Origin of the sequence: Chryseobacterium sp. ERMR1:04 (genome assembly GCF_001297705.1) — a bacterium.
Taxonomy (GTDB): domain Bacteria; phylum Bacteroidota; class Bacteroidia; order Flavobacteriales; family Weeksellaceae; genus Chryseobacterium.
The window spans coordinates 451,254-464,659 of record NZ_LIRF01000005.1 but is presented as its reverse complement, the minus strand read 5'-3'; the positions used below and the strand labels follow the sequence as shown (position 1 = coordinate 464,659).

Here is a 13,406-nt window from a genome sequence, read left to right as displayed (position 1 = left end):
ATATTATTTATGGTTTAATACAATTTCTTCTTGATGCTGACTCTTAATGACCTCATCATTTACCTCCATTTTCTTTTTATCCATTAAAAATCGGTAGAAAAACAAGCCTATGATGAGACATAAAATCCCCTGCCCTAGCTGACAGTGTTGGGCGCTTATATACTTAGAAAGCCATCCAATGACCAAACTTCCCAACGGCAGTGTTCCCAACGTAGCCATCGCAAAAAAACCAATAACCCGACCACGCATTTCTGCTACAGAAACCGTCTGAATAATGGTATTACAGATGGGCATGATAGACATTGTTCCAAATCCACAGATAAAGCAGAACAGGATAAAAACCGGTAAAACTTTCACAAATGACATTGCAATTAATCCCGCCCCTAACAGCAGGAGATTGATAAACAGGATATTTTTCAAATTCCCTGTTTTTTTCTGTGAAGCAATGAATAAAGTACTCGTAAAAGCCCCCAATCCTGCTGCTGCATTCATATATCCGTATGTTGCTGCATCTCCGTGAAATACGGTCTTCGCAAAATAGGGCTGCAGTGTATTATAGGTAATAACAAAGAAACTGACTAAACTACACAGCAACAATGTTCTTGAAATCTCAGGCTCTTTTTTCATATAATAAAACCCTTCTTTGAAATCTGTCCATGGTTTTTTCCTCTTCAAAGGAGCTTTGTATATCGGAAAACGAATCATATTTAAACAAATGATTACGGCTATAAAACTTATCGCATTACTACCAAAACATATCGCTGCCCCATAGTTGGCAATAACAATTCCTGCTAAGGCAGGGCCTAGTAATCGGGTAAGATTATTGAGTGAAGAATTCATGGCAATGGCAGCCGGCAGATCATCTTTAGATTTCACCAAATCATTTACCATAGCCTGCCGAGCCGGAATATCGTAAGCATTGGCAATCCCAAGCATAAGGCTTAATCCCAATAACAAAGCAACAGAATGGTATCCATACATATAAAAAGCCGTTAGTAAAACCGCCTGCAATGCAGAAACAAGCTGAGTGACCATCAGAATTTTATATCGATTGTAACGGTCTGCCGTAATTCCTCCCGCTGGTGAAAGCAAAAAAGAAGGAAACTGTTCTGCAAAAGTAGCAACTCCCACCATCAACACAGAGTTCGTCATGCTATAGATTACCCAGATTACGGCGGTACGCTGCATCCACATTCCTATTCTGGAAATCAGTTGTCCGGTAAAAAAAAGACGGTAATCTCGGGATTTAAAAACTCTGAAGGCATTCGCAAAATTCATAGTGTATTTTTTAGACTAAAATTAAAAATCGGTCGAAAATAAATTAAAAAAATATTATCCAATTCCCCGATAATACAATTCGCAGAACAAGTCTAGGGTATCTTTTCCATCATCGTCCGGATTTCCATGAACAACAAACTCTCTATTGATCCCTCTTATAGATGAAAGAAACAGGAATATCTTTTTTTCGGTTTGATCTAAATCCATTTCAGGAATTTCATTTCGTTGCATTGCATTAAAGAATACTTGTTGCAAAATCAGGATCTCTTTCTGCAAATACTTTTGATGAATCTGCTTCTTCGCTTCCATATATTGGGAAAATGCTTCAGCATCCATTCCGGCTTCCATGGCTTTATACAATGATTTTCTTTTTTGAACCATCTCAAATTTTGTATGTGCAAAAGCTTTCAACTTGTCTAGGAAAATATCATGTAGGCTCAGTCTTTTTAATGTTTCCACTACCACATCACTAATTTCGGAATCCAGTACGGCATTAAAAATTTCTTCTTTACTTTTAAAATAATAATACAGCGTACTTTTCCCCTTTCCCACAGCCTTAGCAACATCTTCCATCGTTACCATCCCCAATCCACGTTCCTGAAAAAGTTTTTGTGCAGCGGTAATTACCTGAGTTTTAAAATTTTCGTTAGCCATTAATTAATTTCTAATGCAAATCTACAACTTTTTTAGACTAAAAATAAAATACAGTCGAAAATTAATATATTTTTAACTATTCAGTGATTGTCATTCTAAAAGAATCTATACACAATTTGGAAATATAGCATTTTGACAGCTAAGTTTAGATTCCTCCGGAATGACAAAAATACTGTTAAAGAAAAGTTAGCTGTATTTGTGAATATATTTTAGCGGGCTATTAAAAAGAAGTTTGTGGCTACATCTAAATTACCAAGTAAACCTTACAAATACCAATCTTTATATCTTTTCAACGCTTCCAGAAAATAATAATCTGCATAGATCAACGGAACATCAATCTCAGAGTTTAGCGGTAATCCGCCTGTGCTGTGCATCAATAAAAAACCTCCATTTTCCCCTAATTTTGTCTGATATTTTTCGCTTGATAAATTAGTCAGCATTTTTTTGGCTACTTCTATGTAATTTTTCTTTTCCTCTCCTTTCGTATATTGCCCTAATTCCAGTAAAGCAGAAGAAATAATAGCTGCCGCAGAAGCATCTCTTGGAACGTTTGGAATATTAGGATCATTAAAATCCCAATATGGAATTTTATCTTCGGGTAACGTGGGATTATTAAGAATAAATTTCGCAATATTTCGGGCCTGACTTAAATATTTTTCATCTTTGGTCAATCTGTACATCATCGTATATCCATACAATGCCCAACCCTGCCCTCTTGCCCAAGCCGAAGAATCTGAATACCCTTGAAATGTTTTTTTGCTTAAAACCTTTCCTGAATTAATATCATAATCAATGACATGATACGAACTGTAATCGGGGCGAAAATGGTTTTTCATCGTAGTATTGGCATGAGCAATCGCAATTTCTTCTGTCTTTTTGTTGCCTCCGTTTTGGGATGCCCAAACCAACATTTCCAGATTCATCATATTATCAATAATAACCGGACCTTTGAAATCTGCCATTTTATCCCAAGACAAAATTGCCTGCATTCCCGGTCGAAATCTTGTAGAAAGAGACTCAGCTGAAGTTAAAATGATCTCTTTATACTTTGGATCTTTTGTAATTCTGTAAGCATTTCCAAAACTGCAAAACATCATAAAACCAAGATCATGATCTCGGGTAAATGTTTTGTTGGATTCTATTAATGACAATGTTCTTTCTGCTTCTTTTTTGATCTCTAAATCTTTCGTTTGCTCATAAATCATCCACAAAGAACCCGGATAAAAACCGGAGCACCACCAACTGATATCTTTGGTAATAACCTTCCCTTCTGAAGCTTTGTAAGATTGCGGCATCTTATCCTGCGGAATGGCTTTCATTAAATATTTATACTGCTTTTCTGCAAACTGAAATTCATCATGAATGAGTTTGGACATTTGCTTTTTGCCTGTCTGTGCCGTAGCAGCAAGGCAAAAAGTGGTAATAATGATGATGCTTAGTTTTTGTAAAATCATATATAAATATTCTTTCAGCCAATTTACTTATTTTCTACAAATGAGACAATAAACATTATCATCCATAAAAACCTTTCTGCAATTAAAAGTTTTGCTAATCCTTTCATCTTTTTTGCTCAGTTATTTATCCTTGAAAATTGTACTAAAAATTGAACACAAACCTTATCTAGACTCATTTTAAATAACATTCACCAAATATAAATTAAGTATAAATACTGAAATTAAAACGATTTCAACGCTCTACTTTTGAATAAACAAAAATTGATAATTAGAGTCAATGAACAACCTATCATCCTATAAAATGATGCGCTATTCATAAAAAAACATCAACCATCAAAATTTAAACGAAATGATTATTAACAAAATCCTTAACGTCGATGATTACTACTATGACGTGTTTATGTCGATCTCAGGATCTCTCACCGGATTTTCTGCGAACGAGTTGCAGTCCACCGGCCTAGCAGAAATTTATTACAGACATATATTGGGACAGATTGAAACCGCTACTTTTTTAGAATTTCTGAATGTTGCAAAATCTGTTCTTGAAAATTCTATCAGTCAAGATCAATTAAGAAATGCTATTCAGTCTGAAATTATGGCAGATCCGGGAATGCAGCAGATGTCCAGCAGCATTATCACGATGTGGTATTTGGGAACTTGGGAAGGCGCTTATGTGAATGACTTATCATATAAAGAAAGTCTGGTTTGGAATGTCATGCATGCTCATCCACCGGGAGCCAAACAACCTGGGTTTAAATCTTGGGCCGTTCAACCTGTAAACAGCAACTCATGAGCAATATAGAATTCAAAAAAGATGTGATTATCGTAGGAACGGGCATCGCAGGATCATTGATCGCTAAACTTTTGACCGATCATGTTTTTGATACCGAAAAAGGTAAAATGGTTTACCGTGCAGAGATAGATAATCCTAATAATGCCAGAGAACTATCCATTTTAATGTATGAAGCTGGGTTGGAAGCCGGAATAGAACTGGATTCATCCTCATCATTGACCACCTATAACGAGTACATCCGTAAGTTTTATATGGAAGAGGCTAAAGTTCCAAACTCTCCTTACCCGAATTTAAAACAGGCGCCATCACCGGATATTTTGGATATGGAAAAGATTACGCTCCCCTTTCCGGATAAGAATGGATATTTAGTTCAGTTTGGTCCGATGCTTTTTGCAAGTGATGCCATCAGAGTGGGTGGCGGAACAACGCTTCACTGGTTGGGAACCACGCCAAGAATGCTTCCGAATGATTTCAGACTCACTGAAAAATACGGTATCGAAATCAACAAACCGGATTCTGATGTAAAAACGGGAATCAACTGGCCAATCGATTACGATGCTTTAAAGCCTTATTATGAAATGGCCGAATTTGAAATCGGGGTTTCAGGAAATGTGGCAGCACAAGAATATCCTATTTCAGAAAGCATGGAAGATTATTACGGCAAAGACTATGTTTTTCCGATGGATGAAATTCCTCAAAGTTATATGGATCAGAAAATCATTAATGGTCTTAAAGGAACCAGTGTTCAGTTAAATTTTGAAGACTTTCCATTAACCATGGTTCCGTCTCCTCAGGGAAGAAATTCTACTCCTAATCTGTCGTATGGAAAAGCAAAAATCATTAAAGCAAATTCTACAGATTCAGGATATAAATTATCATTAAATAATATTGAAAACGAAGAATATAAAGCGTTAGGCTCTGTTTGGAATCCTTACATGGGAGAGCGTTGTGAAGGAAATGCTTCGTGTGTTCCGATCTGTCCGGTTCAGGCAAAATACAATGCGTTGAAAACATTGAAAAAAGCGTTGTATAAGGTGAATAAAAACGAGAACCTTAAAAAACACAAATACATCGATATTCAAGCTCAAAGTGTTGTATATAAAGTAAGCGTTGACCAAAACGATCAGGAGAAAATTTCAAAAATTCACCTTCGTAAATATTTTTCTAAAGAGAAGACCGATTTTGTGGAAGAAGTAATTGACACATCCGATTCAATTGTTATTCTTGCCGCCAATGCTTTTGAAAATCCAAAGATTTTATTGAATTCAAAATATACCGTTTTTGAAAACGGACAAAAAGTTGAAAAAACTGTTGCCAACCGAAGCGATCAGGTAGGACGAAACTTAATGGATCACATGGTGATGTTGACTTGGGGACTATTCCCGGAACCAATTTATTCGTACCGAGGCCCAGGTTCTACCACCAATATTTCGTCTTTCCGTGATGGTAATTTCAGAAGTGAATTTTCAGCCTGGATCTCTCCGCTAGACAATTGGGGATGGAGCTGGCCTACATTTTCTCCGGGATCAGATCTTTCAGAGTTTTTAGGACAAGGTCTTTTTGGAGCGGAATTAAAAGAAGCTTTAACATACAGACTTTCAAGACAGGTTTTATTTCATTTCGAGATTGAACAATTACCCAATCCGAACAACAGAGTGACCATTAATGATCAGTATTTGGATGCGTTGGGAATTCCCCGTCCTGTTATTCATTATGAATTAACGGAGTACGAAATGAAATCGATGGAGCAAGCCAAATTAGCTTCTGACCAAATGTTTAAAAGATTGGGCATTGATGATTTCACAAAGTATACTGAGGCAGACAAAAATACTTTTATGTACAACAACGTACGATATTCTTATAACGGAGCAGGCCATATTGTAGGTACTCACAGAATGGGCGATAATGCGGATGACTCTGTAACCAACAGCTATTGTAAATCTTGGGATCACCCGAATTTATACATTGTTGGCGCAGGAAATATGACGACACTGGGAACATCAAACCCAACTTTAACTTTAGCAGCATTCACGATTCGTTCGTTAGAATCTATTTTGAGTGATTTAGAAAACAAATTTAAAAACTGAAACCATGAGACAAAGACTAATCAATAAAGCAGAACCTGAACAAACTCTATTAAAAGGTTCTTTATTAAGTAAAAATACCATCGTTGAAGAAGAAATCTCTTTACAATCTTTATTATTCGACACCACAATAAGCAAAGAAGATTGGTTGGAAGGACTGAAATCCCACAGTAAAACACTAACCAACTTATTACTGAATGATCAGATTAATGAATTTAATGATTACCTAAGTTCTCAGTTTGGATCCCCTACTTTTCAGGAAATAAATGTTGACCAATTAGAGGCAAAAACAGCTCCTTCAGCGAAAAAAAGCGGATTGTTAAACATGAATTACCGTTCTGCTTTACAAGATCTTTTGCAGACCGCTATTCTTATTGAGCATTCAACAATTCCCCCTTACCTTACCGCTTTGTATTCTATAAAAGATGGCAAAAATGTATTGGCTTCACAAATCATCAGAAGTGTTGCGGTGGAAGAAATGCTTCACATGATCATGGTTTGTAATGTGATGAATGCCGTGAATATTATACCTTCAGTAAACAAGCCTCAAAACTATCCTACCTACCCGATGAAATTACCGATGAACGTGGATTTCTTCGTCGGCTTAGAAACATTTTCTACAAACAGTATTGCTACATTTATTGCCATTGAAAGTCCGAGCAGTGCCTTCGTAAAAGCGCCGGTATATGATCATATTGAAGAAAACAGATCATTCCTTAAAAGTTCATCTGTACAGGAAAGCAACCACTGGACGCTGGAGAATATGAAGACTTTCATTATGGAAAATGTTCACACCATTGGTGAATATTACGATGTGTTATTCTTTTACATTGTTGTTTTCCAAATCATTGCTTATTACAAAGCCAACGGAAAATTACCTCAAACATTTGAAGAATTGAATACAGGAGGAATCTTTACAGGAAATCCAGCAAAACAAATTCGTCCGGAACAGTATTACGGAAGTGGTGGAAAATTACACGCTGTTGAAGCTTTATCAGGTGTAATTGCGGTTTTCCAGGAAATTAAAGGTCAGGGAGAAGGTGCAGATGAATCCATTTTTGATGTAGATCCTTCTCAGTTTGAAGAAGGGATGGAATTGGCGCATTATTTCAGATTTAAAGAAATCTTCCATGAACATTATTATTTAGATGGTAAATACGAACCCTTTATGGATGAAAACGGAATGATGCCTGTTACTACTCCACCCAATGGAAAAGCTTTACCTGTAGAATGGAGCGCTGCTTACCCGATGAAGCCGAATCCTAAAATTGCAGATTATCAATCGAATCCGCCATTATACGCACAAGGAAAAGCATTTAACCAAACGTATAAAAATTTATTAGACGCCATTCAGGCAGCTGTAGAAGGGGATGCAAAAGAATTAGAAAAATCGATCATGTATATGTATGCGCTGAAAGAGCAGGCTGTGGGACTGATGAGCCAGCCATTGGACTCTCAATACAACGCAGGTCCAACGTTCGAATATCCCAGCAATTAACCCTATTTAATTTTAACCACAAATCGAAGATTCGACGGAGTCAAAAGAAACAAAAGATGAACACTTTAGTTATTTTAAGTTAATTATTAAAGCTTAAATAAGAACACATAAGTTTTTAAAAATCTTTGATTTTTATGCTTTGATGAACTTTTGATTTCTAAATAACAGTTTTAATAAATCAATAAAAGCTTTTGCATCTTTTGCGGTTAAATCTTGAGAGTTTAAGCAACTTCATTAATTAATAACCATAAAAACAATATATCATGTTAAAAAGAGAAAAGGAAAGTCTTGAAAAAGGAAGTGAATTTTTAAGAGCACCACAACCCAGTCAGGATCAGCAAGGTTATCTTGCCAATTTAATGAAAGGATACTCGAAACTTTTAATCGACGATCCGGTAACTCCTTTTAGAGAAGAAAATTTACAGGACATTGCGAATAATGTAAAGTATGGTGTTTTAGAAGCATTAAATGGAACATGGGTAAGCTACAATGCCAATTACAATAAAAATATCGACCGTCCATCATTAGGAAGTGGAATTCACACGACGATTATGCCTTCTCCAGGTACAAATCCGAGTACAGTTCCTGGAAAATTCAGTTTTGATACGGAAGAATATATCGAAAAATTAACATTCGAAATTGTTCCCGGTGGTGTTCGTAACCGTGGTGGTGCAACAGAATTATTTTGTGGTGCTGTAAAATACGATCAAACCATTAAAAGTGTAAATAAAGTAGAAGGAAATCCAGGTTTACAATACGCCGGAATTCACGAAGAAAACGGGATGTATCTGTGGCTGAGTGATGTCTACAATTATGCTGCAACTGAAGAAACCATCAAAAGAGACCGTGGAATTCACGCTTTTTCTGAGGATGATTTTGAAAAATACGGATATAAAGGAGAATACAGAAATGAGCCCTTGGTTGAGGTAAAAGATGAACATGGCCATTCTTCCTATATTCTTTTAAGCGAATTAAAAGAAGGACAGCAATACTATGAAATTATTCCGGCACAGGAAATAAAACCAATGGATGGAATCAAAGGTCCTTATTTTATTCCTGATTATTCGATCTCAAGAAGTGGAGTTATCCCTCACGGAAGCACGATTACCGTATTGGGAGATATTACCCCTGAAAGTAAAGATAATGAAGTGTATTACCTTAGAGAGGGCGCTCCGCAATTCCCTACAGGTCTTGCAACTTGGAATCCTCCTCATCTTGCGATCTCACCAACTATGGGAGGTGCGGGAGGTCCTATTAACCTTGACGAACCTGCTCCGGCTTGGGTTCACGAGACTTTAACGGATAAAACCGACCCTGGTTCAAACAAAATTTATACGCAGAGAATATTGGCAGATGAGCTATATCCTTATTGCGTAAGACCGGATATGAGATTAAGAGACACGTTGAGCGGACAAAATGTTACCAATTATGTCCTTGTTCAATTATCATCAAAAATGCAAACTGGGGCGCAGGGTGGAATTCTAAACGTTCCTTTTGTTAATCGTTTTGTACCGACCGTTGAAATAGATTTTAATCTTTGGATTGAAACTGTAATTGAAGATGGAAAAGAAATTCTTCAGTTGCAATACGAACAAATTATATTTTTCGAATTTGATTTCGGAAATGATGGCGGTACCACAAGCTGGCCTCATATTCAGGTGAATACACTTCGTAAAATCGAGGATATTCCTGCAGATCAGAGGAAAATAATCGAACAGGAATTTTTCAATGCACCTCCTGCAATGAATATGACAACAACTGCTGCAGTTTCTGAGCGCATCGCCAATCCACCTTCAGGATGCCCTTATCATAAAGAATAAAATTTTGATTTAATCTTATTAATTCAAACAAACACTACTCAACCTTATAGGTTTATGAAACCTATAAGGTTTTAAATCAACAAATTAAACTTTATTTTTTATTAGAAGCTTATTCCTGCTTTCCACTATATCTTTTTAGTTACGGCCTCCGCTGCGCTCCGGCCGCAACCAAAAAGGATGCCGTTGCAATCACGGCTAGGGCTATAGTCTTTCATTTAAACATTTGAAGAATATCCACGAAGCTTATCATCCTGTAGGGGTCTGAATATCGTATTAGAAAAGTTTAGAAAGATTCGAGCCTAGATGCTTCCAGCATGACAAACATACTGGAAAACACCGCTGAATGATTAAGTTAAAAAAATAAAAATCTAAAAACGTATTACCATGAAAAATCAATTACCTCCAATTCCAAAAGGATTTGGATTACCATTTTATTACGCTACCCTATTCAACATTGAGGTTGCCTTTCTTATAGACCGAAAAAAAGTATTGAAATACCTTGAAAACACAGGACTGATTGCCGCAGATTTCAAAGGAAAAGCTTTGGTAAGTTTCAATTTTCAGAATTATACAGGGCAATTTCCTGACGGATCCAGCACGACTCAGGAAATTGAATTGAACATCGTTTCTTATCCTGAATCTCAAAAAGATACCGTAGCATTTGTAACCGCGGAAGAATATCTTCGCGGTGAAGAGCAGACAAAATTAATGGGACACAAACGCGTTTGGGTTCCTTGTGATGCTGATATGGCCATTAAAGCCGGAATAGAATTGTTTGGCGAACCAAAATTCAAAACAACATTTACCACCAATCTTCCTTCACTGAATGTTCCCGGTCAAAATAAATGGACAGTCACTTGTAACGATCCTAAAAATGCTAAAGAATCAATTTTCACTTGTGTGGCAGATGTTGCAGATCTTATTCCTGAAATGGCTGCCTTCTCTCCTATCACCGAATACGGGAAGTTTGAAGGGAAATTAATCGGTTGTCGTTGGAACATCTTACAACCGACTTGCCTTCACTTTTTAAATGAAAAGGAAAGTAAAAAACGAGTGCAGATGACCTACGGAAAATCTGATCATCAAATGAAAAAAGACATGGAAATCCTGATCGGAGACACTCCCGCTTTTGCAGTGCGTACAAGTATGTCTGCTCCTGCGGCTACTCAAACACGCGCTTATTATATTTAAAACTAAAACGATGAGCTATTTATCAAAATTAGATGCCATTTATTTCACTGATCTGGAAAAAATAAAAGGCAAAGCGTATGATTATATTGTCATAGGAGGCGGTGCTTACGGAACAACTTTTATTCATCGTATGTTGGAACTAGAACCGAAATGTAAAATTCTTGTATTGGAAAAGGGAAACTTATTGCTTCCTGAGCATTATCAGAATTTACCTCCAGCCTATCAAACAGTATTTAACGATACCACCGCCCAACCTTGGGAGATGTCTGATAAAAAATACAATATTCATGGTCAGATTCCTTTTTTAGGAGGAAGAGCCTTGTATTGGAATGCTTGGGTTCCACAACCTTCTGCAGCACAAATGCCCGATTGGCCTCAAGACGTGATTGAAGGATTAAAACTGGAATGGAATCTTGTAGATCAATTCATCGGCCGTTCTACCACCATTGAAATCAATGGATATACCGGAGATTTTCATAGAGTAATGCGTGAACGATTGTTTAAAAATTTAGATAAAATCCCGACAAGTGATTATTACGACAGAGCTTCTTCTTTGGACGGCGCAATGGCCACTTTAAATTCCAATAAATCATGGCAGCGTTTTTCACCCGTTAATATTTTGGTGGATGATATTCAAAAATATGAAGGTCACATTGATGTTCTTGTCAATTGTGAAGCCACATCATTAAAAAGAGATAAAAAAGGAATTTCACATATCGGCACAACGCAAGGAGAAATCAGCACAAAAAAAGCAAAAGTTATTTTGTCTATTGGAGTGATAGAACCTATAACCTTAGTGAAGCCTGCTTTCCCTGAAAACAAATTGTTAGGAAGAAACTTTATCGGGCATATGCGTTCGCAGATCTTGGTTCGTTTTCCTAAAAAAGCAGCCGGAGTAAGCAATGATCTGCTGCAGGTTGCCGCTTTATATCTTTCAGGAATGACGTTGGGAAGAGAGTTTCATACCCATATTTCATGTATTTACAATCCGAAAGGCAAAGAACAGAAAGAAGATCTTTACCGGGTAATCCCCGATCCTACTAACCTTGATCTATACATGGATGATCATTATGTTTATTTCCTTTTACAATGTATGGCTGAAATTAAGGGCGAAAGAACTGCTGCATCTACCAACTATATTGATCTACAAAAAGGAATTACCAAGATTAATTTTTCATTACCCAAAGTAGAATCCGAAGTTTGGGATGAGGTAGACCGCGTAATTTATCAGGTAGCAGATGTAATGGGCAACGGAACCAAAGCCGAATATTTACAAAGCGACAATAAAACATGGTCTTCTCAAAAACCCGATATGGCAAACATTAGAGACTATAACCTTATTCATGAGGCTGGAGTGATGTGGATGGGCAACAGCGCTAAAGATTCTGTGACAGATTCATACGGAAAAATGCATGAGACAGACAATTTATACGTTTTAGGCGGTGCTATTTTCCCAACATGCGGTAGCTGGAATCCTACGTATACCGCTATGGCAATGACTTACAGGCTAGCAAGAAAATTTTCTAAAAATTCTTAACCCTAAAAACTAAAAATCATGAATTTAGAAAGCAAAATGAGAGGATTAACATTAGGCGCACAAGTCCTTCCTCTTGAAAGAGTTTCTGCCTCGGATCTTGGTGCTTTGGCACCTCTTGTAGGAACCTGGAAAAACGTTGACGTTCCCGCATCGGATATATCAGCGGGTTGGAATACTATTTCAGTTCCGGGACAGGATAACGGATTTGTTTTTGAAGTCATTCCTTACACCGAAACATTAACCTTTAATCCGGTTGTGATACAGGCCGGAAATCGTGGTCCTGTTGTCAAAGGACAGCAAGTAGAACAAATGATCTTTGGCCTTTTGTATGAGCAACAAATTGTAAGCGCTTGTGACAGTAGTTTTTGCAACGAGCGTGGTTTTCCTGCAGGATCTACGATTCATGTGGAGACCGGATTGTTTTTAAATTTAGGTCAGCCCAACGGAGGATATACCATTGCACGAATGTCTACCATTCCTCACGGAAATTCATTATTGGCCCTTGGAAGCTCATCTGAAAAGGGTACTCCGGGAACAGATTTTTTTAGTCCGGCTTCTTCAATTCCTACTTTATTGAATGGTGAAAGAATTGTTCAGCTGGGATATTCGGATCAGATTACCGGAAAACCGCAGTTTGCACCATTTAATCAGGTCAACCCCAATGCTTTCCTTGAATCTACATTGCAAGGTTTAGTAGGAACAGGCGGCGTAAGTAATATGACTGTTATTAAAATGTCTACCGACACGCCGGATGCTAACGGAGGAATCTTAAATATTCCATTCATCCAGACCAATGTAAACGCCACAAAAATGGATGCTACTTTCTGGATTGAGGATATTGTAGACAGCGAAGGAAATCCAAGTCAGATATTGCAATATTCACAAACGATCAATCTGGTTTTCCCGGCTACAGGATCTGCACAACCTATTAACTGGCCTCACGTTACGGTCAATTCTATGGTAAAAGTCCCTGAAACCATGCAACTACAACAAAAGTTTCAAAGTTTAGATGTCAAGGAAGGTCTAGATGTGACACAAGGACTTACAGAAAGTTAATTTTTAAATACCAAAACCTCCGAAATAAATTCGGAGGTTTT

Annotated in this window: 10 protein-coding genes; 7 read left to right on the top strand and 3 right to left on the bottom strand. The window is 37.2% G+C overall.

The features are described from left to right. Positions 1-3 precede the first annotated feature (3 nt). From AMQ68_RS12470 to AMQ68_RS12460, 3 genes are all read right to left on the bottom strand, one after another. On the bottom strand, positions 4-1,278 hold the full coding sequence (locus AMQ68_RS12470; RefSeq protein WP_054510954.1) for an MFS transporter: 1,275 nt from the start codon (positions 1,276-1,278) through the stop codon (positions 4-6). A 54-nt stretch (positions 1,279-1,332) separates the two neighbouring features. Further along, complete coding sequence (locus AMQ68_RS12465) at positions 1,333-1,932, bottom strand: TetR/AcrR family transcriptional regulator (protein ID WP_054510953.1); 600 nt, start codon at positions 1,930-1,932, stop codon at positions 1,333-1,335. Positions 1,933-2,195: 263 nt separating this feature from the next. Next, positions 2,196-3,386, bottom strand: coding sequence for a glycoside hydrolase family 88 protein (locus AMQ68_RS12460; RefSeq protein ID WP_054510952.1), 1,191 nt, complete (start codon positions 3,384-3,386; stop codon positions 2,196-2,198). A gap of 349 nt (positions 3,387-3,735) precedes the next feature. Here AMQ68_RS12460 and AMQ68_RS12455 point away from each other — a divergent pair, with 349 nt between their 5' ends. The 7 genes from AMQ68_RS12455 to AMQ68_RS12425 all read left to right on the top strand — a co-directional run bounded on the left by AMQ68_RS12455 (position 3,736) and on the right by AMQ68_RS12425 (position 13,365). Then, the gene (locus tag AMQ68_RS12455) at positions 3,736-4,179 is read left to right on the top strand and encodes a hypothetical protein (RefSeq protein WP_054510951.1); all 444 of its coding nucleotides are present in this window, start codon (positions 3,736-3,738) and stop codon (positions 4,177-4,179) included. Next, positions 4,176-6,266: a GMC oxidoreductase gene (locus AMQ68_RS12450; protein WP_054510950.1), complete on the top strand. Its 2,091-nt coding sequence runs from the start codon at positions 4,176-4,178 to the stop codon at positions 6,264-6,266. The genes AMQ68_RS12455 and AMQ68_RS12450 overlap by 4 nt, the downstream gene beginning before the upstream one ends. 4 nt (positions 6,267-6,270) lie before the next feature. Then, entirely contained in the window at positions 6,271-7,761 is a 1,491-nt protein-coding gene (locus AMQ68_RS12445) for a ferritin-like protein (protein ID WP_054510949.1), read from the top strand. A gap of 263 nt (positions 7,762-8,024) precedes the next feature. Further along, entirely contained in the window at positions 8,025-9,581 is a 1,557-nt protein-coding gene (locus tag AMQ68_RS12440; protein ID WP_198408885.1) for a peroxidase, FMP-type, read from the top strand. 384 nt (positions 9,582-9,965) lie between these two features. Then, on the top strand, positions 9,966-10,772 hold the full coding sequence (locus AMQ68_RS12435; protein WP_054510948.1) for a hypothetical protein: 807 nt from the start codon (positions 9,966-9,968) through the stop codon (positions 10,770-10,772). Between the two features lie 10 nt (positions 10,773-10,782). After that, positions 10,783-12,309: a GMC oxidoreductase gene (locus AMQ68_RS12430; RefSeq protein ID WP_054510947.1), complete on the top strand. Its 1,527-nt coding sequence runs from the start codon at positions 10,783-10,785 to the stop codon at positions 12,307-12,309. An 18-nt stretch (positions 12,310-12,327) separates the two neighbouring features. Continuing rightward, complete coding sequence (locus tag AMQ68_RS12425) at positions 12,328-13,365, top strand: heme-binding protein (protein ID WP_054510946.1); 1,038 nt, start codon at positions 12,328-12,330, stop codon at positions 13,363-13,365. Positions 13,366-13,406 lie beyond the last annotated feature (41 nt).